At 65.8% G+C, this 25675-nt stretch carries 26 protein-coding genes, 2 tRNA genes and 1 riboswitch; of the genes, 27 read left to right on the top strand and 1 reads right to left on the bottom strand.

What is annotated here, in order from left to right:
• The first annotated feature begins 70 nt into the window (after positions 1-70).
• A riboswitch (TPP riboswitch) is annotated at positions 71-168 on the top strand.
• From JOE41_RS01890 to JOE41_RS01800, 19 genes are all read left to right on the top strand, one after another.
• Positions 151-1746 carry a bifunctional hydroxymethylpyrimidine kinase/phosphomethylpyrimidine kinase gene (locus JOE41_RS01890; RefSeq protein ID WP_209750581.1) on the top strand — a complete coding sequence of 532 codons (1596 nt, stop codon included), beginning with the start codon at positions 151-153 and terminating at the stop codon, positions 1744-1746. Its footprint overlaps the riboswitch before it by 18 nt.
• A gap of 323 nt (positions 1747-2069) precedes the next feature.
• A complete protein-coding gene (gene rplU, locus JOE41_RS01885; protein ID WP_011692233.1) occupies positions 2070-2378 on the top strand; it encodes a 50S ribosomal protein L21 in 309 nt (102 codons plus the stop codon).
• A gap of 61 nt (positions 2379-2439) precedes the next feature.
• The gene (gene rpmA, locus JOE41_RS01880; RefSeq protein ID WP_009372867.1) at positions 2440-2703 is read left to right on the top strand and encodes a 50S ribosomal protein L27; all 264 of its coding nucleotides are present in this window, start codon (positions 2440-2442) and stop codon (positions 2701-2703) included.
• A gap of 117 nt (positions 2704-2820) precedes the next feature.
• Positions 2821-4410 carry a GTPase ObgE gene (gene obgE / locus JOE41_RS01875; protein WP_011692232.1) on the top strand — a complete coding sequence of 530 codons (1590 nt, stop codon included), beginning with the start codon at positions 2821-2823 and terminating at the stop codon, positions 4408-4410.
• Between the two features lie 64 nt (positions 4411-4474).
• A complete protein-coding gene (gene proB, locus JOE41_RS01870; protein ID WP_052309786.1) occupies positions 4475-5572 on the top strand; it encodes a glutamate 5-kinase in 1098 nt (365 codons plus the stop codon).
• 26 nt (positions 5573-5598) lie between these two features.
• The gene (locus JOE41_RS01865) at positions 5599-6948 is read left to right on the top strand and encodes a glutamate-5-semialdehyde dehydrogenase (RefSeq protein WP_209750578.1); all 1350 of its coding nucleotides are present in this window, start codon (positions 5599-5601) and stop codon (positions 6946-6948) included.
• A gap of 80 nt (positions 6949-7028) precedes the next feature.
• Positions 7029-7253, top strand: coding sequence for a hypothetical protein (locus JOE41_RS01860; protein WP_011692229.1), 225 nt, complete (start codon positions 7029-7031; stop codon positions 7251-7253).
• Between the two features lie 55 nt (positions 7254-7308).
• A complete protein-coding gene (nadD, locus tag JOE41_RS01855; RefSeq protein WP_245200600.1) occupies positions 7309-7926 on the top strand; it encodes a nicotinate-nucleotide adenylyltransferase in 618 nt (205 codons plus the stop codon).
• An 8-nt stretch (positions 7927-7934) separates the two neighbouring features.
• Positions 7935-9224 (top strand): hypothetical protein, encoded by a 1290-nt coding sequence (locus JOE41_RS01850; RefSeq protein WP_209750576.1) that lies wholly within the window; start codon positions 7935-7937, stop codon positions 9222-9224.
• Positions 9225-9326: 102 nt separating this feature from the next.
• Positions 9327-9728, top strand: coding sequence for a ribosome silencing factor (rsfS, locus tag JOE41_RS01845; RefSeq protein WP_011692226.1), 402 nt, complete (start codon positions 9327-9329; stop codon positions 9726-9728).
• 139 nt (positions 9729-9867) lie between these two features.
• Positions 9868-9940, top strand: a tRNA-Ala gene (locus JOE41_RS01840).
• Between the two features lie 195 nt (positions 9941-10135).
• Positions 10136-10208: transfer RNA gene (locus tag JOE41_RS01835), tRNA-Ala, on the top strand.
• Positions 10209-10280: 72 nt separating this feature from the next.
• A complete protein-coding gene (locus JOE41_RS01830) occupies positions 10281-10631 on the top strand; it encodes a zinc ribbon domain-containing protein YjdM (RefSeq protein WP_209750574.1) in 351 nt (116 codons plus the stop codon).
• A gap of 54 nt (positions 10632-10685) precedes the next feature.
• On the top strand, positions 10686-11810 hold the full coding sequence (locus JOE41_RS01825; RefSeq protein ID WP_011692224.1) for an NAD(P)-binding domain-containing protein: 1125 nt from the start codon (positions 10686-10688) through the stop codon (positions 11808-11810).
• A 76-nt stretch (positions 11811-11886) separates the two neighbouring features.
• The gene (locus JOE41_RS01820) at positions 11887-13062 is read left to right on the top strand and encodes a class I SAM-dependent methyltransferase (RefSeq protein WP_245200599.1); all 1176 of its coding nucleotides are present in this window, start codon (positions 11887-11889) and stop codon (positions 13060-13062) included.
• Between the two features lie 154 nt (positions 13063-13216).
• On the top strand, positions 13217-14470 hold the full coding sequence (locus tag JOE41_RS01815) for an ROK family transcriptional regulator (protein ID WP_307800653.1): 1254 nt from the start codon (positions 13217-13219) through the stop codon (positions 14468-14470).
• Between the two features lie 117 nt (positions 14471-14587).
• Positions 14588-15943, top strand: a complete 1356-nt coding sequence (locus tag JOE41_RS01810) for an extracellular solute-binding protein (protein WP_209750572.1) — start codon at positions 14588-14590, stop codon at positions 15941-15943.
• Between the two features lie 3 nt (positions 15944-15946).
• Positions 15947-16828 carry a carbohydrate ABC transporter permease gene (locus tag JOE41_RS01805; RefSeq protein ID WP_011692220.1) on the top strand — a complete coding sequence of 294 codons (882 nt, stop codon included), beginning with the start codon at positions 15947-15949 and terminating at the stop codon, positions 16826-16828.
• Positions 16825-17715, top strand: coding sequence for a carbohydrate ABC transporter permease (locus JOE41_RS01800; protein WP_209750570.1), 891 nt, complete (start codon positions 16825-16827; stop codon positions 17713-17715). The genes JOE41_RS01805 and JOE41_RS01800 overlap by 4 nt, the downstream gene beginning before the upstream one ends.
• Positions 17716-17722: 7 nt before the next feature.
• On the opposite strand, the gene JOE41_RS01795 is transcribed toward JOE41_RS01800, so the two are convergent.
• Positions 17723-17926 (bottom strand): hypothetical protein, encoded by a 204-nt coding sequence (locus JOE41_RS01795; protein WP_156810671.1) that lies wholly within the window; start codon positions 17924-17926, stop codon positions 17723-17725.
• Between the two features lie 161 nt (positions 17927-18087).
• Here JOE41_RS01795 and JOE41_RS01790 point away from each other — a divergent pair, with 161 nt between their 5' ends.
• The 8 genes from JOE41_RS01790 to JOE41_RS01755 all read left to right on the top strand — a co-directional run bounded on the left by JOE41_RS01790 (position 18088) and on the right by JOE41_RS01755 (position 25651).
• Positions 18088-19095 carry a MoxR family ATPase gene (locus JOE41_RS01790; protein ID WP_043429827.1) on the top strand — a complete coding sequence of 336 codons (1008 nt, stop codon included), beginning with the start codon at positions 18088-18090 and terminating at the stop codon, positions 19093-19095.
• Between the two features lie 10 nt (positions 19096-19105).
• Positions 19106-20029 carry a DUF58 domain-containing protein gene (locus JOE41_RS01785; protein ID WP_209750568.1) on the top strand — a complete coding sequence of 308 codons (924 nt, stop codon included), beginning with the start codon at positions 19106-19108 and terminating at the stop codon, positions 20027-20029.
• Positions 20019-20519 (top strand): hypothetical protein, encoded by a 501-nt coding sequence (locus JOE41_RS01780; RefSeq protein ID WP_209750566.1) that lies wholly within the window; start codon positions 20019-20021, stop codon positions 20517-20519. Before JOE41_RS01785 ends, JOE41_RS01780 begins: the two co-directional genes overlap by 11 nt.
• The gene (locus JOE41_RS01775; protein ID WP_209750563.1) at positions 20510-21532 is read left to right on the top strand and encodes a VWA domain-containing protein; all 1023 of its coding nucleotides are present in this window, start codon (positions 20510-20512) and stop codon (positions 21530-21532) included. Before JOE41_RS01780 ends, JOE41_RS01775 begins: the two co-directional genes overlap by 10 nt.
• Positions 21529-22539 (top strand): vWA domain-containing protein, encoded by a 1011-nt coding sequence (locus JOE41_RS01770; protein WP_209750560.1) that lies wholly within the window; start codon positions 21529-21531, stop codon positions 22537-22539. The genes JOE41_RS01775 and JOE41_RS01770 overlap by 4 nt, the downstream gene beginning before the upstream one ends.
• Positions 22536-23306: a hypothetical protein gene (locus JOE41_RS01765; protein WP_209750556.1), complete on the top strand. Its 771-nt coding sequence runs from the start codon at positions 22536-22538 to the stop codon at positions 23304-23306. Before JOE41_RS01770 ends, JOE41_RS01765 begins: the two co-directional genes overlap by 4 nt.
• Positions 23307-23424: 118 nt before the next feature.
• Positions 23425-24294 (top strand): type II CAAX prenyl endopeptidase Rce1 family protein, encoded by an 870-nt coding sequence (locus JOE41_RS21085; protein WP_209750552.1) that lies wholly within the window; start codon positions 23425-23427, stop codon positions 24292-24294.
• 385 nt (positions 24295-24679) lie between these two features.
• Positions 24680-25651, top strand: a complete 972-nt coding sequence (locus tag JOE41_RS01755) for a methylenetetrahydrofolate reductase (protein WP_209750549.1) — start codon at positions 24680-24682, stop codon at positions 25649-25651.
• Positions 25652-25675: the final 24 nt, after the last annotated feature.

Here is a 25675-nt window from a genome sequence, read left to right as displayed (position 1 = left end):
GGACTGGCGTAGCAATACGCCGGTTTCGGGCCGTGCCCGTGAGTTCGTTGCGGTGGAACAGCTAGGCTAGGGGACTGACACGGGGTGCCGCGCACAGGGCCGGCTGAGATCCACACCCGTTGAACCTGTCCGGTTAGCACCGGCGAAGGGATGTCTCCTTTGGCCTCATCATTCCTGCCCACCCCTGCCTCCGAAGTCGCCCGCGAATCATCACCGGGCGGCACTGTCCTGCGCAGTACGCCCCGGGTCCTGGCCATCGCCGGCTCCGATCCGTCCGGCGGGGCGGGGATCCAGGCCGACCTCAAAAGCATTGCCGCAAACGGCGGATACGGCATGGCTGCCATCACCGCCCTGACGGCGCAGAACACCCGTGGCGTTCGTGCCGTGCACGTGCCCCCGGCGGATTTCCTGACGGCCCAGCTTGAAGCCATCAGCGACGACATCAGCATTGACGCCGTCAAGATCGGCATGCTGGGTGACTCTTCGGTGATCGCCGCTGTCCGCAGCTGGCTGGAGAAGGCCCGTCCCGCCGTCGTGGTTCTTGACCCCGTGATGGTCGCCACCAGCGGGGACAGGCTCCTGCAGGAGGCGGCCGAGGCGGCACTGCGCGAACTCCTGCCCCTCGCCGACCTCGTCACTCCCAACCTGGCGGAACTGGCGATTCTCCTCAACGAACCGCTCGCGGACGACTGGGAGGCGGCACTCGCCCAGGGGAAGCGCCTCGCCGCCCAGACCGGCGCCACTGTGCTCGTCAAGGGCGGACACCTCGACGGCGGGGAGTGCCCTGACGCGCTGGTCAACACGGCAGGGCTGCTCGCCCAGGACGTTGTGGTTGTACCCGGCGAGCGGATCGACACCATGAACAGCCACGGCACCGGCTGCTCCCTGTCCTCGGCAATGGCCACCGCGCAGGCGAGGCTGGGGGACTGGGAGGAATCCTTGCGGACAGTGAAGCCATGGTTGCAGGGGGCCCTCCGGGAAGCCGGCGCCTTGGACGTGGGAACAGGCAACGGCCCGGTGCACCATTTCCACCACCTGGCCCCCAAAGGAAGTGACGCGCCCGCCGAAGGCCGGTTCGCAGCGGTGCTCTGGCAAGATGCCGGGCCGGACCTGGACGCCGTCTACGGGCTCGACTTCATCCGCGGCCTGGCCGACGGCTCCCTCACCGAGCAGCACTTCGCCTATTACCTTGCCCAGGATGCCATCTACCTGAACGGCTATTCCCGGGTGCTTTCGCGCGCCGCCGCCATTGCCCCGACCGAGGTGGAACAGCTGTTCTGGGCGCGGTCGGCACAGCAATGCCTTGAAGTCGAGTCCGAACTGCACCGGACATGGCTCAGCACACGGAACGTGGACACCGCACTCGGACCGGTTACGAAGTCCTACGTGGACCACTTGCTGGCCTCATCCGTTTCAGGCAGCTACGGGGTACTCGTCGCCGCTGTGCTCCCGTGCTTCTGGCTGTATGCAGAGGTGGGTGCCACCCTGCACGGGCAGTTCCTTGCTGCCGGGTCGGCCCCGGACCACCCGTACGCCGAATGGCTCCGCACCTACGCGGACGAAGGGTTTGCCGCCGCCACCCGGCAGGCAGTGCGCATCACCGACGACGCTGCCCGTGCCGCGTCTGACGCGGAGCGGCAAGCCATGCGGGTGGCCTTCCGGCAGTCGTGCCGGTACGAGGTGGAATTCTTCGACGCGCCGAGGCTTCACGCTGCACCGCAAAGCATTCCCGAGCCGGTACGATAGTGGGGCACGGTTCCGGAAGTCGTTGCGGCAACAGTCTGTTTTGAGCAGAGTGGCGCCTATCACGTACTACCACCGGAGTCAGCCTCATTTGCGGCCGAAGGCAAAATTAGCGTATTCTAGATCTTCGGTGCTTACGCCAACACTTGGGTTATAACCTCAGAACGGTCCGTTTGGAATTCCAGATGGCATTGTTCCTTGGATAACTCATGGGTTCCCCCGGGGAACCCACCGGCGTTGAGGCACAGCGTGAACCAGGCCAAACAATTGGACCCAGGTTCCGCACGCAAATCTAGTAATAAACGTCGAGAGAAGTGAGTTCCCCAGTGGTGTACGCGATTGTCCGCGCAGGCGGCCGCCAAGAGAAGGTTTCCGTTGGAGACTTCGTTACCCTGAACCGCGTCCCCGGTGGAGCCGGCAGCACCATTGAGTTGCCCGCACTGCTCCTGGTAGACGGTGACAAAGTCACGTCTGCCGCTGCGGACCTGGCCAAGGTAACGGTTACGGCTGAGATCCTTCAGGACCTTCGTGGTCCGAAGATCGTCATCCAGAAGTTCAAGAACAAGACCGGGTACAAGAAGCGCCAGGGTCACCGTCAGGAACTGACCAAGGTCAAGATCACCGGTATCAAGTAACCTTCCGTTACTTTTCAGGTTTTCAGCAGATTCCCCAGAATTTTTAAGGCAGGCATTTCAAATGGCACATAAAAAAGGCGCGAGTTCCACTCGCAACGGTCGTGACTCCAACGCCCAGTACCTCGGCGTCAAGCGCTTCGGCGGCCAGGTAGTTTCCGCAGGCGAGATCATCGTCCGCCAGCGTGGCACCCACTTCCACCCGGGTGCCGGCGTTGGACGCGGCGGCGACGACACCCTGTTCGCACTGACCCCCGGCGCCGTTGAATTCGGTACCCGCCGCGGACGTCGAGTCGTGAACATCGTTGCTGCTGCAGCTGCAGAGTAACAACAAGATCCAAACCGGTGGAGCGGGCCATGATGGCCCGCTCCACTGTTCTTTTAACCGCATTACAATCAATTTGGGCGTCCAAGACGGTCAGGTTAAGCAATAGAGGAGATTCACGTGGCGAGCTTTGTAGACCGGGTAGTACTGCACGTATCCGGCGGTACCGGCGGTCACGGCTGTGTCTCCGTCCACCGCGAAAAGTTCAAGCCCCTGGGCGGTCCCGACGGCGGCAACGGCGGTGATGGCGGCGACGTCATCCTGCGTGTTGACCCCCAGACCACCACGCTGCTGGACTACCACCACGCACCCCACCGCCACGCCACCAACGGCGGACCCGGCATGGGCGACTGGCGCGGCGGGAAAAACGGCGAGACGCTCATCCTTCCCGTTCCGGAAGGCACCGTCGTCAAGACCAAGGACGGCCGCGTCCTCGCCGACCTGGTCGGCGAAGGCACCGAGTTCATCGCGGCCGCAGGCGGACCGGGCGGATTGGGCAACGCCGCACTCTCCTCGCAGAAGCGCCGCGCCCCCGGCTTCGCCCTGCTCGGCATCGAAGGCGAGTCCAGCGACATCGTCCTGGAACTGAAGTCCATTGCGGACATCGCCCTCGTGGGATTCCCGTCCGCCGGCAAGTCCAGCCTGATCGCGGCCATGTCCGCTGCCCGTCCCAAGATCGCCGATTACCCCTTCACTACACTCATCCCCAACCTTGGTGTCGTCCAGGCCGGCGACGTGCGCTTCACGATCGCAGACGTGCCCGGCCTCATCGAAGGGGCCAGCGAAGGCAAGGGCCTGGGCCACCACTTCCTGCGGCACGTGGAACGCTGCGCTGCTTTGGTTCACGTTTTGGACTGCGGTACGCTCGAAGCTGACCGCGATCCGCTCTCCGACCTGGCGATCATCGAAGCAGAACTCGAAAAATACGCGGTTGACATGAGTTACGCCGGCACCGACGGCGAGGTCGTCCCGCTGAACCACCGGCCCCGGCTGGTTGCCTTGAACAAGGTAGACCTGCCTGACGGCAAGGACATGGCCGAATTCGTCCGGCCCGAGCTTGAGTCCCGCGGCTACCGGGTGTTTGAGATCTCCGCGACGAGCCACGAGGGCCTGCGCCAGCTTGGCTTCGCCATGGCGGAGATCGTCAAGGCGGCCCGCGACGCCGTGGCCGCCACCCCGCCGAAGGTGCACGCGCCCGTACTGCGCCCCCGTGCGGTCAACGAGGCCGGCTTCAAGATCCGCCGCGAGGAAAAGAACCTCGAGCCGCTGTTCCGCGTCCTGGGCGACAAGCCCGTGCGCTGGGTCAAGCAGACCGACTTCACCAACGAGGAAGCCATCGGCTACCTCGCCGACCGCCTGGCAAAACTGGGCGTGGAAAACGAGCTGTTCAAGCAGGGCGCCAAGCCCGGCGACACCGTAGTGATCGGTGAAGACGACGGCGTGGTCTTCGACTGGGAGCCCACCATGATGGCCGGCGCCGAACTGCTCGCCTCGCCCCGCGGCACCGACGTGCGCTTCGCCGACATCGGAGACCGCCCCACCCGCGGCCAGAAGCGAGACGAGCAGCAGGAACGCCGCGACGCCAAGGCAGCGGCCCGGGCAGAGCTGGAAGCCGAGCGCAAGGCCGGGATCTGGACAGAATCAGTCAGCGGGCGCCGTGCCGCACGGCCGCTCCAGGAGAGCGGACTGACCACCGAAAATGAGGAGTGAACCCCCACACGTGACCGATAATTCCGCAATTGTCATCGAGGAACCCAGGACCGACGACCGCAGCATGCTCGCCAGGGCACGCCGCATTGTTGTCAAGGTCGGATCGTCGTCGCTCACCAGCCTCAAGGGTGGAATCTCCGAAGAGGCGCTGATCGAACTCTCGGACGCGCTGGCTGCCAAGCACAACGGCGGAACCGAGATCATCCTCGTGTCCTCCGGCGCGATCTCGGCAGGCCTTGCCCCCCTTGGCCTGGTGAAGCGTCCCCGGGACCTCGCCACCCAGCAGGCGGCCGCCAGCGTCGGCCAGGGCCTCCTAATGGCCCGCTACACGCACGCGTTCGCAGCGCACGGCGTGACCGTGAGCCAGGTTCTGCTGACCGCGGACGACCTCATGCGTCGCAGCCACCACATGAACGCTTTCCGTGCACTGAACCGGCTCCTGAACCTGGGCGTTGTGCCCGTGGTCAACGAGAACGACACAGTGGCAACGCACAAGATCCGCTTCGGTGACAACGACCGGCTCTCCGCCCTGGTGGCGCACCTGGTCCGCGCTGATGCCCTGGTGCTGCTCTCCGACGTCGACTCGCTCTATGACGGGCCTCCCTCGAAGGGGGCCAAGCGGATTCCCCAGGTGGACGGTCCCCAGGACCTTGAGGGCGTCAACATCGGCAAGCCGGGTCAGGCCGGTGTCGGAACCGGCGGCATGCAGACGAAGGTGGAGGCCGCCACGATGGCCGCCGATTCGGGCATCCCCGCACTGGTCACCTCCACCGCGAACGCCGCCGCAGCCCTGAACGGTGAAGACGTCGGAACCTGGTTCTCCGTCAACAGCGGACGCAAGTCGGTGCGCATGATGTGGCTCGCTCACCTTGCGCACGTGCAGGGCCGGCTGCTCCTTGACGACGGTGCCGTCACCGCTGTCCGTGACCACCGCTTTTCGCTGCTCCCGGCCGGTATCACGGCCGTCGAAGGCACCTTTGAATCGGGCGACGCCGTCGAAATGGTTTCGCCGGACGGCACCGTGATCGCCCGCGGGCTGGTCAACTATTCATCGGACGAACTGCCGCAAATGCTGGGGCGTTCCACTGTGGAACTGGGGGAGTCCCTCGGCCGCGGCTTCGACCGTGAGGTTGTTCACGTTGATGACCTGGTTCTGGTCTAGCGGACTGATTCGCCTAGACTTGAATGATGACTGAGGCACTGATTCACCAAGCGGCCGAGAAATCCAACGACTCCACGGAGGCATCTCCCACGCCGGAAAATGCCCAGCTGTCCCCGGCTGACATCGAGACTGCCGTGCACGCAATCGCTGATCGATCCCGGCACGCTGCCCGCAGCATGGCACGCGCCAACCGCGCCTGGAAGGACAAGGGCCTCCGCGCGATCGGCGCCGCCCTGCTCGACAGCAGGGCGCAGATCCTGGCCGCCAACGCCAAGGACGTTGAGGCCGGCCGCGCCAACGGGACGTCCGCGGCACTGCTTGACCGGCTCACTCTTAATGACGCAAGGATCGAGGCGCTTGCCGCCGCCCTGGAAAACCTTGCCGGCCTGCCGGACCCGGTGGGAAATGTTGTTCGCGGCCAGACGCTTCCCAACGGCCTGCGGTTGCGGCAGGTCAATGTTCCCATGGGCGTCGTTGCCGCCATCTATGAGGCCCGTCCCAACGTGACAGTGGACATCGCCGGGCTGGCGCTGAAGAGCGGCAACGCCGTGATCCTGCGGGGCGGCACGGCCGCGGCGGCCACCAACGAGGCCCTCATCCGCGTCCTTCGGGATGCCCTCGCCTCCGTTGGCCTTCCCGCGGACGCTGTCCAGACGGTCGACCAGTTCGGCCGCGAAGGAGCCAATGTGCTGATGCGGGCCCGCGGCCGGGTGGATGTCCTCATTCCCCGCGGCGGCAGGGACCTGATCCAGACAGTCGTCACCAACTCCTCCGTCCCGGTCATCGAGACGGGCGAGGGCAACGTCCATATCTTCATCGACGAATCCGCCAGTGAAGACATGGCCGTGGACATCCTGCTCAACGCCAAGACCCAGCGGCCCAGCGTCTGCAACACGGTGGAGACCCTCCTGGTGCATTCCGGGTCCACGGTCCTGCCGGCCGTCGCGGCGGCGCTCCGAAAAGCCGGAGTCACCCTCCACGCCGACGAGAGGGTCCGTGCCGCCTTGCCCGCGTCCATTGAATCCGTCCCGGCCACTGATGAGGACTGGGCCACCGAGTACATGGACCTGGATCTCGCGGTGGGCATGGTGGACAGTCTTGACGAGGCGGTGCAGCACATCCGCAAGTGGTCGACCGGACACACCGAGGCCATCATCACCAACGACCTCGCCAACGCCGAACGCTTCATTTCCGAAATTGACTCGGCAGCGGTCATCGTCAACGCGTCCACCAGGTTCACGGACGGCGGGGAACTTGGCCTGGGCGCCGAGGTGGGCATTTCCACCCAAAAGCTCCACGCGCGCGGCCCCATGGGCCTCACCGAGCTGACGACCACGAAGTGGATCGTCCAGGGCGAGGGCCAGATTCGCAGCTAGCAACGCTGTAACATGGAACAGAAGTCCGGAACGGCGGGAATGACCGCCGTCGTCATTGTGTGAACTCTTTAGGGGAGAAAATGCTGTTGCAGCAGGTGGGCGCGTCTGTCGCCGAACATGAAGAACTGGCTCCGCTGTGGGCCGAACCGTGGGTCTTTGGCGTGTCGATCTTTGCGATCATGCTGGTCCTGATGTTCGTGACGCTGTCCTACAGCAACCTGGGCAACCGGCACGAGGCCGTCGAGGAGCACTCGGACCCCCACCGCCAGCACCCGAACAAGCACGATCACGGCCAAGGCCACTAACATCACTGCGGTCCTGAAGCGGCGTGGCGCCAAGCGTCGCCTGCGTTTAGGTGTGATGGGTGGGACATTTGATCCCATCCATCACGGCCACCTTGTTGCGGCCAGCGAAGTTGCGGCGAAGTTCGGCCTCGACGAAGTGGTATTCGTGCCGACCGGCCAGCCGTGGCAGAAGATGAGCAAGAAGGTCAGTGAACCGGAGCACCGGTACCTGATGACTGTCATTGCCACGGCGTCCAACCCCAGGTTCACCGTCAGCAGGGTCGATGTGGACCGTCCCGGCCCCACTTACACCATCGACACCCTGCGGGACCTGCGTACGCAACGGCCGGATGCGGACCTTTTCTTCATCACCGGCGCGGACGCCATGGCGCAAATCCTGTCCTGGAAGAACATCGATGAATTGTGGTCGCTAGCGCATTTCGTTGGTGTGACCCGGCCGGGGCACGTCCTCGACGGGATGGGCAGGAAAGACGTCAGCCTCCTGGAAGTCCCGGCCATGGCGATTTCCTCCACTGACTGCAGGACGCGCGTGGCGGACGGGAACCCGGTCTGGTACCTCGTACCCGACGGGGTGGTCCAATATATTGCGAAATACGGCCTGTACGCCGGGCAGTCCGACCCCGGCCCCAGTGCCGCACTTACCGAGTTACACGAACCAGCCAGTACCGAGTGAGTTGTTAGATGAGCCAGGAACAGCCTCCCCTCCGCAGCCGCCGCGAATTGCGGCAGGCCAGAGATGAGCGCGCGGAATCACGCCAGGACACGGGGCCCTCTGCCCCGGGTCCGGTTCCCCCTGCCTCAAACGCGCCCGGGAACGGAACACCGGCGCCCGCCAGGGAGGATGGCACCGGGCGCATCCGCCGTGTGGCTCCCGGCCCCGTCGACTCCGTCCGCACACCGTCGGGATCCGAGCGGTCATCGCAAAGCCGGGCGCGCGACCGTGCCGCCCTTCGCACCATCAAGGAACTCGCGGAGAAGGAGGAGCGGCTCTCCGGTGGCGGTCCGCCCACGCGCCGCCAGCTCCGCCTCCAGCAGCTCCAAGCCGAGGCCGCGCCGGCTACGGCCGCGAACCTGATCGTCCCGCCAGCCCGCACTTCCGCCCAGCGCACCGTGCCGCAGGCCCGGCCGGGACAGTCTGCGCCGCAGGCCCGGCCAGGGCAGCCCTCGTCGCCGAAGGGGAACTCGCAGGCAGCAGCTCCGCAGGCCGACGCCCCGGAGGCCAACGCGGAAAGCAAGCTTCCTGAGGGCATGACTGTGGAACAGGCACTCGCGGCGCGGTCACTCATCGCCGAACAGGCCAGGAACCAGATTGCCAAGATGGAGCACATCGCGGCGAACGACCCCGAAGCGGTGGACCCGGAGATCCTCGCGGAGCAGATCGCGCTGGCCGAGCGTGCCGCCATCCTGAACAAACGGGCCATGGCCAAGCAGAAGCTGGCCGAGCAGGCCAGCCAGCCCGCCCACCCGAAGACCGAACCATCAGCCGTCAGCAACCTTGCGATGGTCACGCCGCTGGAGTTCGAGAAGGTTCCAGGAATTGACCGGCCGGTGATGAAAAAGCCTGCCACTTCGTACGTGCCGGTGGTCACCAACCCCGGTCCGCGGCTGCAGCCAGCCGGCACCAAGGGTGCACGCAAGACAGGCCCCGCGAAGCGGACCGCCCGGCCGGCGACAGGCCGGGCCGGAGTGCTTGCTCGTGCTGAGGCAGCCGCTCAGGCCGCAGCCGATCCTGCGTCGGCAGTCCAGGCATCCGCCGCTGGTGAGCCCTGGGCTGCTGAAACCGGCGAGAATTTCGTGGACAAGCCGCGTGTCGCCGCCAACACCGCCTACGGCCTGGAACCGCTCGACGCTGTCACTGCCGGCCTGGGCAGGGCACACCGTATCCGGCTGCTGCAGCTCGCGGTCCTCGCACTGGGGATCGTCGCACTGATTGCAGGCGTCACCATGATCATCAGCGGCTTGACGCCCTGACCCGCCGCACCGGCGCATCAGCGCGCCGCCATCCTCACGCATGACGGCGCCGACATCAACGGCGCCGAACCTACATAGCTTTAAACCACTACAAGGAGTCCCGTGACTGCAACCGATTCATCCATCGCCATAGCCCGCGTCGCCGCGCGCGCTGCAGCGGACAAAATAGCCCAGGACATTGTTGGCCTGGACGTCAGCGAGCGGCTGGCCCTGGCCGACGTCTTCCTGATTGCCTCCGCACCCAGTGAGCGCCAGGTCAACGCGATCGTCGACGGCATCGAAGAGGAACTGGGCAAGCAGGATCTCCGTCCTGTCCGCCGCGAGGGCCGTTCCGGCGGACGCTGGGTCCTGTTGGACTACTCCGACGTCGTGATCCACGTCCAGCACGAGGAAGACCGCGTGTTCTATGCCCTGGAGCGCCTGTGGAAGGACTGCCCCGTGGTGGATCTCCAGCTCGGGGAAGACACGTCCGCCAAAGCGGCCGTCTCCTCGGACAGCGAGTAATCCTGAGTCGGCCACCGAATATGCCCGATTTGGAATTTTCGGAACGGCTGTTCTAAGATATTTGAGTTGCTTCGGAGAGATCCGGACGCAGAACCGGGCCCTACAGTGAAGACTGAAGGTGTCGGAGCAATGAAAATTCGGGGCTGTGGCGCAGCTGGTAGCGCACCTGCATGGCATGCAGGGGGTCAGGGGTTCGAGTCCCCTCAGCTCCACCCAAGGGTCCGCCGGAATCGAAAGATTCCGGCGGACTTTTTTGTGTCCTGCCCTGTTTTCCTTGCTTACCCTCGGCGTTACCACCACCTACGGCGGACCGGTACAGGGTTCCGGACCCGAATTGGCGTCTTACACAATTGTGGTTTAAGATAATCAAGTTGCTTACGGAGATCGATCCGGAAGAAACAAAGTTTGGGGCTGTGGCGCAGCTGGTAGCGCACCTGCATGGCATGCAGGGGGTCAGGGGTTCGAGTCCCCTCAGCTCCACCCTGGTTTTTCAGAGCAGAAGCCGCCCGATCGGGCGGCTTCTGCTGTTTAACGCTCGACTAATATGGGAGCGTGAACCAATCCCTTCCGCCCTGCCCTGAATGCTCCAGTGAGTACACCTATGAAATGGGAGCGCTGCTGGTCTGCCCTGAATGCGCACACGAGTGGTCCGCCCAGACCTCGGAGACGCCAGAGGCCGCGGACGCTGTCATCAAGGACGCGGTAGGCAACGTCCTCGCCGACGGAGACACTGTGACTGTCATCAAGGACCTGAAGATCAAGGGAAGCTCCACAGTCATCAAGGTGGGGACGAAAGTACGCGGCATCCGGCTCATGGACGGCGTGGGGGACCACGACATCGACTGCAAGGTGGACGGCGTCGGCCCCATGCAGCTGAAGTCCAGTGTGGTCAAAAAGGTCTAGGCGGGTCCCGGGATCCCACATGCCCAGGCGGCGGAACTGCGCGCCGCAGATGTAGTGGTGATTGGTGCGGGCCAGGCCGGTCTGTCGGCTGCCTACCACTTGCAGCGGCGCGGCTTCCTGCCCGCCGGAAGGACCGCCGGTCCCGCCGTCGTGCAGGGCTCCGCGGGATCCTACGTGGTGCTGGACGCCGAAGCCGGACCCGGCGGGGCCTGGCGCCACCGCTGGCAAAGCCTCAGGATGGCCACCGTCAACGGCATCAGCGACCTGCCGGGCATTCCCCAGCCGGAAGTCGACCCGGCTGAGCCAAGTTCAGGATTCCTTTCACGCTACTTCGGGGACTACGAGGAAGAACTCGGACTGAACATCGTCCGGCCCGTGAAAGTCCGCTCGGTATCCCGGGAAGATGGCGCCCCTTCCGGGCGGCTCAGAATCGAAACCTCTGCCGGCGACTGGTCCACGCGGGCGGTCATCAATGCCACAGGCACCTGGACCAGGCCGTTCTGGCCCATCTACCCGGGCCAGTCCTCCTTCCAGGGCAGGCAGCTGCACGTGGCCGACTATGTGGCGGCAGAGGAATTCCGCGGGAAGCATGTCATTGTGGTTGGCGGCGGCATATCGGCTGTCGGCCTGCTCGACGAGATATCCCAGGTGACCACCACGAGCTGGTTCACCCGACGGGAACCGGTGTGGCGCGATGCGGGCTTCGACCGCAAGGCGGGGCACGACGCCGTCGCGCTCGTTGAAGAGCGGGTCCGGCAGGGACTTCCTCCGCAGAGCGTGGTGTCAGCCACGGGACTGATCTGGACCCCTTCGCTGCGGGCGGCCGCCGCGCGCGGCGCCCTGGACCGGCACGCGATGTTCACCGCAATAGAGCCCCACGGCGTCCGGCTCGACGATGGAACCTTCCTGGCGGCGGATGTGATCCTGTGGGCGACCGGATTCCGGGCCGAGCTGGAACACCTTGCCCCGCTGCACCTTCGCAGCAGCGGCGGGGGCATCGTTATGGACGGCACCCGGGTGGCAGCGGACGAACGGATTCATCTGGTGGGTTACGGGCCGTCGTCGTCCACCATCGGCGCCAACCGGGCCGGCCGCGCTGCAGTGGCCGGCATCGTGAGGATGCTCGGGCGGCCCCCGGGCCGGGTGCCTGCGGCGTCGGTCGGGGCCGTTTCACGGTAGGTTTACCGGGTAGCTTTTCGTCGAGGGCTCCCTCCCCGACGGCGGAGCGAGTACTGGCGCGGCGATTGTCAGCCGAATGGCGATGAACAGAGGAGAAGGCAGCTTGGACGTGGCGGACAACACCCTGGAATCAGTCCTCTCCGGTCTGCGCCGGTTCCCGGATGTCGAAGCCCCCAACCTGCAGGCCTGGGATGCCACCGACAGGCTGCTCCTGGAAACAGCGGCCGGACTGCTCGCCCCGGACAGCCGAGTCGCGGTAGTGGGTGACCGCTACGGCGCCCTCACTCTCGGGGCGCTGGCCGCCGGCGGCGTCCGGCATGTGCAAGTCCACCAGGACCTGATAACGGGGGAGCGGGCCCTCCGCAACAACGCCGCAGCACTTGGAGTGGACGCCGGCTTTAAGCAGCTGCCGCTTGGTCGGGCCCTTTTCGCCGACGCCGACGTGGTGCTGCTGCAGCTGCCCAAGACGCTCGCGGAGCTGGACGAAGTGGCCGACGCCGTGGCCCGCTATGCAGCGCCGCACACGGTCCTGCTGGCAGGCGGCCGGATCAAGCACATGAGCCTGGGCATGAACGCTGTCCTGCAACGCCACTTCAGCGATGTCCAGCCACAGTTGGCACGGCAGAAATCCAGGGTCCTGGTTGCCAGGGACTCCCGGCCCGTTACGGGACCGCCGCCGTTTCCCGTCGCCGAAAGCAACAGCGAACTGGAACTCACCGTCTGCGCGCGGGGTGCGGTGTTCGCCGGCACAAAGCTCGACATCGGGACACGGTTCCTGTTGAGGTACCTGCCTGACATGCCGTCGGCCGGGAACGTGGTGGACCTCGGGTGCGGCACCGGCATTTTGGCCGCCATGTATGCCAAAAGCCATCCGGAATCGAAGGTCACGGCGACAGACCAGTCGGCGGCCGCCGTCGACTCCGCCCGGGCCACAGCGGAAGCCAATGGCCTCGGGGGCCGGGTCACCGTTCTCCAGGACGACGCCATGAGCTCGCTCCCGGACAGCAGCGCCGGCCTCATCCTGCTGAATCCGCCCTTTCACCTGGGTGCCAGCGTCCACGCGGGGGCGGGAATCAAGATGTTCCGGGCCGCCGGAAGGGTGCTGGAGCCGGGCGGCGAACTCTGGACCGTGTACAACAGCCACCTGCAGTATCTGCCGGCCCTGGAACGGTACGTCGGCCCCACCCGCGTGGCCGGCAGGAACGCAAAGTTTACGGTGGCCGTCAGCACCGGACGCGCTCCGCACCAGTAATGGTGCAGGTGACGGGACGCCCGCGCCCGGTGCTGTCCCGCCCGGAAGCGAAAGCACGGTCCCGGAAGTCCGCGTGGGAGCGTACCGCCGCGCGCGCAGGTAACGTACGATTCAAGCATCAGAAGTGCATAACCGAAGACGTTTAGGGGAATCCGTGACTGAGATCCGCACGCCAACGCCGAGGCGCGGAACCAATTTGCCCCGCATGGGGGACTTCAATCTCACGGTGATTTTGGATGCCATCCGCCGGTCCTCGGGAGGCCTCAGCCGGGTGGAACTCGCCCAGATCGTAGGGCTCTCCCCGCAAACCATCTCCAACATCTCCCGCCGGCTGCTTGACCAGAACCTCATCGTCGAAGCCGGGAAGGAAGGAAGCGGGCCGGGTAAGCCGCGCACCATCCTCCGGTTGAACCCCGCCGGAATGTATGCCGTGGGGGTCCACCTCGATCCCGCCGTGACCACTTTCGTGGTGCTGGATCTCGTCGGCTCCGTCGTCAGGCACTCACGGATCAACACCCCGGGCGCCAGCGACCCCGACGGCATCATCGCCACCATTGCCGCCGAGATCAAGGACCTGGTGGCAGCCTCCGGCGTCGACCCGGACAAGATCGCCGGGCTCGGCGTCGCAGCCCCCGGCCCCATCAACCTGGATGAGGGAACCGTCGTGGATCCGCCGCTGTTGCTGGGCTGGGACCGTGTGCCCCTGCGCGATGCCCTCGCGGAGGCCACCGGACTGTCCACCCTGGTGGACAAGGACGTCACCAGCGCCGCCGTCGCCGAAACCTGGGCAGGCGGCCCGAGCGGCTCCGGCAGCTTCATTTTTATGTACATGGGCACAGGCATCGGCTGCGGCATCGTCCTGAACGATGAAGTGGTGCGCGGGACTTCGGGGAATGCCGGTGAAATCGGGCACATCATTGTTGACCCGGACGGTCCGCCCTGCGACTGCGGACTTCGGGGCTGCGTGAAGTCAAGCAGCATCCCGCAGGTCCTCGTGGCGCAGGCCGAAGCCGCCGGCGTGCTGGAGGTTGTGCGCCATCCCTCCGGTGCACTGGACATCCAGGAGAGCTTCGCCAAACTTTGCGACGAGGCCGACGCCGGGAGCAGCCAGGCGGGGGAGATCATCGACCACTCCGCCGTCCTGGTCGCCCGGGCCGTGGCAGTGGTCACGAACACCCTCGACGTCGAAAGGGTCGTCTTCGGCGGCCCCTTCTGGACGCGCCTCTCACGGAGGTACCTGGACCGTGTTCCCCAACTGCTGGCAGACAACAGCGCAGCCCGCGAGATCCACGGGATAGAAGTTGTCGGGACCGGGGTGGGAGAGGACGTCGGAGCCATCGGTGCGGCCTGCCTGGTGCTGGAGCATACGCTGGCCCCGCGCGCACAGCGCTTGCTGCTGGAAGGCTGACGCCGGCATTCCGTTGCCCTGTCAGTGGGGAGCACTAACCTGAAATTGCATATCGGCTAAAGGCTGGGGCCAGCTGGAGGACATTGGGGGCTGCAGCCGCTCGAAGATTGGAGCGTCATGCACCGCCCTGCCAAAATACTTGCGGCGCTGATGTCGGCGGCAGCGCTGCTGGCCACATCAGCCTGCTCCGCGGAGAAACCGGCCGCCGAAGACCGGACCCTGAAGATCGTCTACCAGAAGACTGACTCGTTTTCTGCCCTGGACACCTTGTTCAAGGACGCCAAGAAGGACTTCGAAGCTGCCAACCAGGGCACCACCGTGGAGCTGCAGCCCATCGAGGCCAACGATGACGACTACGGCACCAAGCTGGCGCTGGCCCTCCGGTCGTCCGAGACCGCCCCGGACGTCTTTTACGAGGACACCTTCAAAGTGAGGTCCGATGTCGACGCCGGATACCTCCTGAAACTGGACGGGTATCTCGAAAAATGGGACGACTGGAAGTTGTACAACGAGGCCGCCAAAGCTGCCGGCACAGGAGACGACGGCGGGATCTACGCTGTGCCCCTGGGAACCGACACCCGCGCCATCTGGTACAACAAGAAAGTCCTGCAAAAAGCAGGCATATCGGTTCCCTGGCAGCCCCGGAGCTGGGACGAAATACTCGAAGCCGCCCGCAAGATGAAAGCGGTGGACCCGTCCCTGGTCCCCTTCAACATGTATGCCGGCAAGGCCACCGGTGAAGGAACCGTCATGCAGAGTTTCTACGAACTGCTGTACGGCACGGACAGCGAACTCTATGACCAGCAGGAGAAAAAATGGGTGATCGGTTCCCGGGGGTTCACCGATTCCCTGGCTTTCCTGAAGACACTCTACGACGAAGGACTTGCCGTCACGCCTGCCGAGGCGCTTGACGCCAACGTCTGGAAGAAGGTCTTCGGCGAATGGCTGCCCAAGGGCAAGATGGGCGCCACCGTGGAAGGTTCCTACACGCCGTCGTTCTGGCAGAAGGGCGGCAACTACGAATGGGCAGGCTATGCCGAGGACATGGGGGTGGCGAAATTCCCCACCCAGCGTGGCCAGGAACCCGGCGGCGTCAGCATGTCCGGTGGCTGGACGCTGGCCGTCGGAGCCGACTCCAAAAACCCGGACCTGGCGTTCAAGTTCCTTTCCGAGGCCGTGAGCAAGAAGAACTCGCTGGCGTTCACCGTGTCCGGATCCCAGATCGCGGTCCGGACGGACGTCGCCGCCGAAGCCGAGTACCTGGCGGCAAATCCGTTCGTCAAAGACGTCTCCGAACTCGTATCCGTCACCCACTACCGGCCCGCCACGGCGGACTATCCGCGGATCTCCGCCGCGGTCCAGGAGGCAACCGAAGCCGTGATCACCGGTGCCCTCTCACCGCAGGAGGCAGCCGCGCAGTACGACAAGACAGTCAGGGACCAGGTGGGTGACGCCAGGGTCCTGCAGAAATAGCGCATGGCTGAACGACGAACTGTCCGGCGGCAGCTCCGGCTGCTGCCGGTGGTCCCCTCCGTCCTGCTGCTTCTCCTCTTCCTGGCGGCGCCCGTCCTGTGGTCCTTCCACGCCTCCTTCACCAACGCCGCCCTCACCGGCCGCAACGCCAGGAACCCGGCCTGGACCGGCGTCGAGAATTACGTGCGGCTGCTCAGTGACCCTGCGTTCCCGGCCGCCGTCCTCCTGACCATCGTCTTCGTTGTTGCGTCAGCGGTGGTGGGCCAGAACCTGCTGGGACTCCTGATTGCCGGGCTGATGACACGCGCCCGGAAGCCGGTGTCCGCCGTTGTGGGTACTGCAGTGGTCGCCGCCTGGGTGCTCCCCGAGATCGTGGCGGCCTTTGCCGCTTACGCCTATTTCAGCAAGGACGGGACGCTGAACCAGCTGCTCGGCAATGCCGGCGCTGCCGGTGCGGACTGGCTCTACGCTTACCCCATGGTTGCCGTGGTGCTGGCCAACATCTGGCGCGGCACCGCGTTCTCCATGCTGGTGTACCGCGCGGCCCTGGCCGACGTTCCCAGGGACATCTCCGAGGCAGCCCTGATGGACGGCGCTTCCGGCTGGCAGCGCCTGGTGTTCATCACCCTGCCGCTCATCAGGTCCAGCATCGCCACCAATTTGATGCTCGTCACGCTCCAGACCCTGGCCGTGTTCACCCTGATCTGGGTGATGACGGCCGGCGGACCGTCCAATGCCAGCACCACTTTGCCGGTCCTCGCCTACCAGGAGGCCTTCAAGTTCGGAGACATTGGCTACGGCACGGCGATCGCCTCGGTGCTCATTGTCCTGGGCCTGGTGTTCGGGATTGGCTACGTGCGGCTGCTGAAGGGGGACAAAAGATGAGGACGACAGGCCGGCCGCCCTTAGCAGTCGCTTCACGGCGGGCCACCCGCCGGGGAGTTGCGTCGCCGGGATTCCGCCGGGCCCGGACTCCGGCAGACGCGGCCCTGCTGCTGATTGGTGCCTGCTTCGTGTTGCCGCTGCTCTGGCTGGTGTTCGCCTCCCTGGACACAACGGCGGGCTACCAGACACAGTTGCCGGCCAGTGCTTCGCTCGACAACTTCGCGGCTGTCCTCACCCCGGACTTACTGCTCGGCCCGCTCTGGAACAGCCTCTTGCTCTCCGCCGGGACGGCAACAGTGACCTTGGCGGCAGCCGTGCTGGCCGCGTACCCGCTGTCCCGTTTCCAGTCCAGGTTCAACCGGCCGTTCATGTATTCGATCCTGTGCGGCACCTGCCTGCCGATCACGGCCATCATGGTGCCCGTCTATGGTCTGTTCGTCCAGCTGCGCCTGCTGGATTCGCTGCCGGCCACGGTCCTCTTCCTGGCGGCAACTTCGCTGCCCATGGCCATCTGGATGACCAAGAACTTCATGGATGCGGTGCCCGTTTCGCTGGAGGAGGCCGCCTGGGTGGACGGCGCGTCCGGGCTCACTGCCCTGCGTTCCGTGGTGCTGCCGCTCATGCGCCAGGGGCTGGGGGTGGTGTTCATTTTCGTCTTCATCCAGACGTGGGGGAACTTCTTCGTACCCTTCATCCTTTTGTTGTCGCCGTCAAAGCAGCCCGCGTCGGTTTCAATCTTCAGCTTTTTCGGACAGCACGGTGCGGTCGCCTACGGCCAGCTGGCCGCATTCTCAATTCTCTATTCGGTTCCGGTCCTGGTCCTCTACGTGCTGGTGGTGCGGGGAGCCGGCGGGTCGTTTGCGCTGTCCGGGGCGATGAAGGGCTGAGCCGCCTTCAGTCGATGTCCTCGACCACTGTCCCGAACGGGATCGTGTCGTCCAGATGGGCCTGATGGCCGGTAGGGCCGGGGTTGTACAGGACCCTGACGCCGTGCATCTTTTCCGCCGCCGACTGCATGAGGATCGGACGGACAGTGTTGATGAAACTCTCGCTCTTACCGGCGAGATACTCCTGGTAACTGGCTGGAAGCTGGATCATGCCATCAGGATAGTCCTGCGCGGCCTGCATGGGGAGTGGTCCCCATTGTGCAATCCGCCGCCCGGGGCTTGGATAGTATGGCCCGTGGCGGTCGCCAAGTGACCGCCGGACATCCGGCAGCAGCCGCGGCCGTTCATGAACAGCAACCAGGGGGACTTCCAGTGCTTCAGACTACGGCCGCCGTCCGGATCGAAGCGGCGGAGCTGGCCCGGGCGCAGCAGGTCATGGGCAGCATTTCCCGCAGCTTCGACGCAAAGGTTGTGGGGCAGGCAAGGCTCCGTGAATCGCTGCTGGTGGGGCTCATGACCGGCGGGCACATCCTGCTCGAAAGCGTCCCCGGACTCGCGAAGACCACCGCCGCGCAGACGGTGGCGGAGGCCGTCAGCGCAGAGTTCCGGCGGATTCAGTGCACGCCGGACCTGCTCCCCAGCGACATCGTGGGCACGCAGATCTACGATGCCGCCAAGGGCACGTTCGTCACCCAGCTTGGCCCGGTCCACGCCAACATCGTCCTCCTGGACGAGATCAACCGCTCCAGTGCGAAAACGCAGAGCGCCATGCTCGAGGCGATGCAGGAGCGGCAGACATCCATCGGGGGAGTGGTGCACCGGCTGCCCTCTCCGTTCCTTGTCCTGGCGACGCAGAACCCCATCGAGCAGGAGGGCACCTACCTGCTGCCCGAGGCCCAGATGGACCGCTTTATGCTCAAAGACGTCCTGGACTACCCCACGCCGGCCGAAGAGGCCGAGATCATCCGCAGGATCGATTCCGGCGTCTTCACCGATGAACAGCGCCCAGCGGCGGCTGCGTCCCTGGACGCGGTCTCGGAAGTGCAGGAGCTGGTCAAACGCGTCTACATCGATCCCGCAATAGTGCGCTACATCGTGGGGCTGGTGTTTGTCACCCGGAACGCCGCCCAGTACATCGACTCCCGCCTGGCGGGTTTTATCGAATTCGGAGCCAGCCCGCGCGCCAGTATCGCCTTCAGCCAGGCCGCCCGCGCTGTCGCACTCCTGAACGGCCGGGACCACGTGATCCCCGAGGACGTGAAGGCACTGGCCCACCGCGTGCTCCGGCACAGGATTATCCTTGGCTTCGAAGCGGTCGCGGAGCAGGTTCCGGTCGAAACCGTCATCGATGCCATCGTGGCGTCCGTCCAGACTCCCTGAGCGCGCCCGCATGGCCAGCCTCCTGACCCGGGTGAAATCTAAGATGTCGATCTTCGCCCACCGCAAGGCACGCGGGATGCTCGACGGCGAATACGGTTCCGTTTTCAAGGGGCGCAGCCTGGACTTTGACGACCTCCGTGCCTACATTCCCGGAGACGAAGTCCGCGACATCGACTGGAAAGCCTCTGCCCGGCACGGATCCGCGCTCATCAAGCGCTATGTTGCAGTGCGGCGGCAGACAGTGATGCTGGTCACGGATACCGGACGCAACATGGCTGCTTCCTCGCTCGGCGGCGAGGAGAAGAAGGACATTGCCGTGATGGCCCTGGGCGTGGTGGGCTACCTTGCCCACCGTCACGGCGACGTGGTGGGGCTCGTGTGCGGCGACGGGACGTCGACCCGGTCGCTGCCCGCGAAAGCCGGCGAGGCCCACCTGGAAAGGCTTCTTCGCGAAGTCGACGGGGCCACGGCGCTGGCCTCGCCCCGAAGCAACATCAGCGAGCAGCTCTCCTATGTGGCACGCAACTTCGGCCAGCGCATGCTGCTCTTCGTTGTGGCCGACGAGCTGGTGCCGGATGCCGGGATGGAGCGGCTGCTGCGGCGGCTGCGCGCGCAGCACGAAGTCCTCTGGCTGACCGTCCGCGACGCGCAGTTGGCCGGACCCGCCGCCGGACCGAACGCCGCCGGACCCGCCGCCGGACCGAACGCCGGACCCGTCGACCGCTACGACGTTGCGGATGCCGGCTTCCTTCCCGGACGCCTTGCGGCGTCTGATGCCATCATCCGGGCCTATGCCGCGGCGCAGGAGCAGCGCGATGCCGCCCGGGAGGCTGTGCTGCGGCGGATGGGCATTGCCCACGTCGATGCGGGCAGCAGCCATGATGTGATGCCTGCGGTGTTCACCCTGCTGGAACGGCACCGCCGTGGGAAATGACACCGGATTCTATGCCCCCCTGGCCTACAGTGCCTGGCTGCCGTGGGCCGGCCTTGGCGTTCTGGTGCTCGTGGCCGCGTGGCTGGCCTACGTGATCCTGAGCACGCGGCGGCGGCCCGACATGTCCGCCGCAGCTCCCCCCGCGCCGCCTTCGGATCCGTCCAGCCTGAAACGGGACTATCTGCGCCGTATCGATGTTGTGACGGCTGACGCCGCGGCCGGCAGGCTGTCCGCACGCGCCTCGCAGCAGGAGCTCAGCCTGCTTATCCGGAGCTTTGTCCGCGACATCGCAGGGATTGACGCTCCACGGATGGCCCTGGCTGAGCTCAACGAGCAGAACATCCCGGCTGCCGCCCTGGCCGTCAGCAGCCTCTATCCGGCGGAATTCAGCCCGGGACCCTGCGACACCGACGTTGGCGACACCGAGCTTGGCGACTCTGTCGCGGTTGCGGCGGAAACGGCCCGGGAGGTGGTCCGGACATGGAACTGATCTTCTGGTGGATGATTCCGGCGGCGATCCTTACGGGCGCAGGGATGTGCTGGATGGCCTGGAAACGGCAGCGGGGCGACGACTCCGCCCGGCGGCCTGTGGCGCACGGCCACCGGCTCACGGAGTTGCCGGAGTACCAGGCCGCTGTGCGGCGCCACCGGCGATGGCTCACCGTTGCCGCCGTCGCCGGTGTGGTGTTGATGGCGGCGGCCGTGGCGGCAGCAGCACGTCCCGCCGAACGGAGCACAGTCAGCCCCGAACAGCGCAACCGCGACATCATCCTGTGCCTTGACGCCTCGGGATCCATGAGCAGCGCCGATGCAGCGGTGGTGGAAGTTTTTGCCCGGCTCGCAGCGGGATTCGACGGCGAACGGCTGGGCCTGACCGTCTTCGACAGCAGCGCGGTACAGGTCTTCCCCCTGACCGATGATTACGACGTCGTGCAGGAGCAGCTCGAAGCAGCCCGGAAAGCATTTGACGGCGCACCCGGCAGCGCCGCCTTCCTGGACGGCACATGGAACGGTGCAGGCTCCTCGCTGATCGGTGACGGACTGGCTTCCTGCGTACAGGGCTTCCCGTCAAACGGGGGCGATACCGGCACGGGAGAGCAGGCCGGAAGCGGCAGGGAGGAGCGATCCGGCTCCGTCGTACTGGCCACCGATAATTTCATTTCCGGCGAGCCCATCTTCACCCTGCAGGAAGCGGCGGCACTGGCCAAGAAGAAGGACGTCCGGGTCTATGCCCTCAACCCCGGAGACTTCGACTACGGCACGGACCCGGACCAGCCAGGCGTTCAGCTGCGCACCGCTGTGGAAGGTACCGGCGGTGCGTACTATCCGCTGGACAGCCCGGAAGCGGTCGGGGAGATCATCCGCAGGGTCCAGTCCACGGATGCCACCGCCTTCAAAGCCGGCCCGCAAGCCGCCGTTTCGGACCGTGCCGAGATTCCCCTGAGCATCGCCTTGCTGTCCGGCCTGGTGCTGGCCGGGGCTACCTGGAGGCTCCGGTCGTGACAGTACAGCCCATCTGGCCGTGGTGGATCATGCTGCCGGTTGTTGTCGCCGTCGTCGTCTTCCTTGCGTGGACGGCCGTCCGAAGCCGGCTCCGCAGTACCGGACTGCGCGGGTGGCTGCTGCCCGCCGGCCTTGTGGTCCTGCTGATGCTGGCGGCGCTCCGCCCGGGTTTACCCGGCGGCAGCGTCCGGGCGGCGGCAAGCGACTTGAACGTCTTCTTCGTGGTGGATACCACCAGCAGCATCTCCGCCGAAGACTACGGCACGGGCAGCCCCAGGCTGGACGGCGTCCGGAAGGACATCATGGCCATCGCCGGGGAGCTGGCCGGGGCCCGGTTTTCCATGATCACGTTCGATTCCCAGACGGTGGTCCGAATGCCCCTGACGACGGACACCTCAGCCCTTGATACGTTGACCGGTGTGCTGGAACCCCAGATCACCTTGTACTCGACAGGCAGCAGCGTCACCGCCGCCCGGACCGTCCTCAACGAACGGCTGGGGGCAGCGCGGGAGAGCCACCCGGAGCGGGCGCGGATCGTCTTCTACTTTGGCGACGGCGAGCAGACCAGCGGCAGGGCACCGGAGCCCATGAACGTGGATGCTTCGCTGGTCAACGGCGGCGCGGTGCTCGGCTACGGCACAGACCAGGGCGGGCGTATGAAGGAGAAGACCAGCTATTCAGCCGACGATGCCGCCGGCTACATCCAGGACCGCAGCGGCGAAAGCGCCGGGGACGCCGTGTCACGAATCGACGAGGACACGCTGCGGGGGATCGCAGCGCAGCTCGGCGTTCCCTATGTCCACCGGGCTGCCGGGGATGGAGTGGCCCCGATGATGCAGGCGGCCCGGCCCGGCGCCCTCCACGAAACAACCGGGTCACTCGAGGGCAGGGTGGAACTGTACTGGGCCCCGGCGCTGGCCGCGTTCTTCCTCGCGCTGTGGGAGAGCCTCACGGTGCTCCGCCAGCTGAGGCAGCTCAGGACCGGAAAACGGGAGGTCCGCGCATGACCGGGGCATCGGAACAACAACCGGGGCAGGGCCTGCGCAGCCGCCGACGGCGCCGTTTGCTGCTCGGATCCGCGCTGCCTGTGTTGGTCGCCGTGGCGCTCGCCGTCAAGCTTCTGAGCGTCGGCTACCTGGGCGGCGAGGCGGCAGGATCATTCGGCCGCGGTGACCAGGCCGCCCTTGCATCCGCGGCATCCGGACTGGGCGTCGCCAATATCGTGGAACGGCACAAGGCGCCTTTTGCGGCCGCCGATGCCCTGGTGCTGGGCGGGGACTACGGCGGTGCCCGGGCGCTCTTTGAAGCAGCCCTCGCTGATGCGCCGCCCGCTGACGAATGCAAGGTGCGCGTCAACCTGGTCCTGAGCATCGAACGGCTGGCAGACAAGGCCGCCGAGCCGGCCGGCTCCGGCGCCGAAGCGGACCGCCTCTACGCCGACGGACTGGCGGCGGTCAAGGCCGCTCCGCCCGGTTGCTTCAACCCGGAGGGCGGCGAGGCCGCCGCCAACGGGGCGGACGGCGAAGGCGACCGCCTCCGGGAAGCGGAACAACGGCTGCAGGGCAAAGCGGACAAGCTCGGAGATGCGGGGGCCGGGGCTGAAGCCGGGTCCGGCGACAAGCAGCCGCAGCCCGATCCGGAACCGCAGCAGAGCCAGCTGGACAAGCTGGAGGAGTCGGCCAAGTCCGCGCAGCGGGAACGCAACGGCGGCATGCAGCGGAACGAGTATCTCCGGAATGCCGACACCGGGGCCGGAACAGACAAACCCTGGTGATGCGCGGAGGTTGCGACCAAATCCCCTAGCGCCGGGAACTATCGCGCGTCACGCTGTTGACAGGGGAGGCCGATCAACAGAGCGGCGGCGGCGGATGAAGATTGCCAGGCGTGTAAACGTGCGTCAATGGATGTGGGCTTCGTGGCTCGTTGCGGCGGTGCTCTCGCTGGCGTTCCTGGACCTGACTGTCTACGGTTTGGTGATCCCGGCTTCAGCATTGGTGCTCGCCCTCCTGGCAGGTCCCGGACTCCGGAGGCGCGGGAGGGCACGGATAAGGGTCGACAAGCTGGACCTGGCCGTGGTCGCGGCACTGTACCTCGCCGTCGTGGCGCTCTTCAGGGTGGCATTCACGGTCTTCACCCCTGCCAACGTCCTGGGTCTCTTCCTGTGCTTCGGCACCGGACTTGTCCTGGGAGTCGCTGGGCCGGTGTTCTATACGGTGCAGCGGCGACGGCCCTTGTCTGACCTGGGCCTGTGGGCGGGAAACTGGAAAGAGGCTGTCGGCCTGGGCCTCGTCCTGTCTGCAATCCAGTTCGCCATCACCCTCTGGGGCCGTGCGCTACCGGCGCCCGTGGACTGGGTTCCGCTGCTGGTTATGTCGCTGACCGTCGGGGCCTTTGAGACGGTTTTCTTTAGAGGTTTTGTCCAGACGCACCTGAGTGCGAGCCTGGGGCAGATCCCGGGCATAGCACTCGCGGCGGCCCTGTACGCGGTGTACCACGTCGGCTACGGGATGAGCGGGCTAGGAATGGTCTTCCTGTTCGGGCTCGGCGTCGTCTACGCCGTGGCCTTTGCGCTCGTCCGGAACGTCCTGGTCCTGTGGCCGCTGCTCACCCCGCTGGGTTCGTTCTTCAACAACCTCAACAGCGGGGATATCGAGCTGCCCTGGGAGGCTATCCTCGGATTCGCCGATGTCCTCGGCCTGATGGCCGCAGCGGTGTGGTTGGGGCGCCGGAAGCTACGGAAAGCGGTCCGCCGCCAGCCTTGAATCCGCGGACTGCCGTGCAAACCATTCCGGGTGCTGGTCATATACCGGCCTTTCGGCGAACAATGTTCTGTCCGGTGGCGCAACAGAGCGTAAAGGTGCGTCTTAATTCGGGGCCCGGCTTGAACGCCCCGGAGCAGGGCCCTAGAGTCTTATACAAGTTACCGAGGTAACGTGTCAGCGATCCTCCGCCAGGAGGGTGTGGGTGCCCCCATGTGGGCCTGACATTTGCTCACGGACAACTTCCTGTCAGGCGTAACAGTCGCGGCTGCGCCCTGCCGAAGTTCTCTCCGTGTTCCCAAACTCAAATTCATTGACGGTTCAGCGTTTCCAAAGTCCCATGGACTGAGGCGCAGCTGCCGGCAATGGCCCAAAGCCAAGGACGCAAATGTCTCCACCTAGCCTTATTGACACACATCCGAATCTCTCCGACGCCGCCCCGGTGGCGCTTTCGTACGAGCTGTTCCCGCCACGTTCGCCGGCGGCCGCCGAATCGCTCTGGACCACCATTGGCGAGCTGGAAGCCACGGACCCGGACTACGTTTCCGTGACATACGGCGCCAGCGGATCAAACCGGGACACCGCCGTCGAACTCATCAACCGGCTCCTGCTGGAGACGACGCTGCGCCCGCTGGCCCACCTGACCTGCGTGGGCAACACGCCGGAGGAACTCTCCGAAATCATCGGCGAGCTCCTTGACGTGGGTGTCCGGGGAATCCTGGCCCTCCGCGGTGACAGGCCTAAGGACGGCGCAGCACCGGTTAGCGGTTCCCTGCGGTACGCCCAGGACCTGATCGAGCTGATCCGCCGCGTGGAGCAGCGACGTTCGGCACTGCTGTGTGCCGGCAAGGTGGCGGTCGGCGTGGCCGCGTACCCGACGCGTCACCCGGAATCACCCACTGAAGCCCACGACGTCGAGGTGCTGCTAGCCAAGCAGCGCTCCGGCGCGGACTTCGCCATCACGCAGGTGTTCTTCCACACCGAGCAGTTTGCCGACCTCATCACGAGGGCACGCCGGGCCGGGGTCACCATCCCCATCATCCCGGGCGTCATGCCCCTGACCAGCGTGCGGCGGCTCAACCGACTGGCTGAGCTGACTGGCGTCGAACCCGCACCGGAACTCATGGCACGCCTGGCAGCCGCGGACACCGACGCCGAACGCCGGCTGATCGGCGTCCGGGCAACGGTGGACCTGGCCAACGCAGCCCTGGACGCCGGAGCACCGGGCATCCACCTGTACACCTTCAACGAACACGCGTGTGCTCTGGAGGTCCTGGACAAGCTGGCCCTGCCACGCCCCGCCCGTCCGGCGAGCAGGCTGAATGCCATTGCCCGCCGCCACCAGGAAATGGCCAGCTGAGCCGGCTTCGCCTGCCCGCCAGAA

The organism is Arthrobacter sp. PvP103, assembly GCF_017833075.1.
In the GTDB taxonomy this organism is placed as follows: Bacteria; Actinomycetota; Actinomycetes; order Actinomycetales; family Micrococcaceae; genus Arthrobacter.
This window is presented reverse-complemented; position numbering and strand designations above follow the sequence as displayed.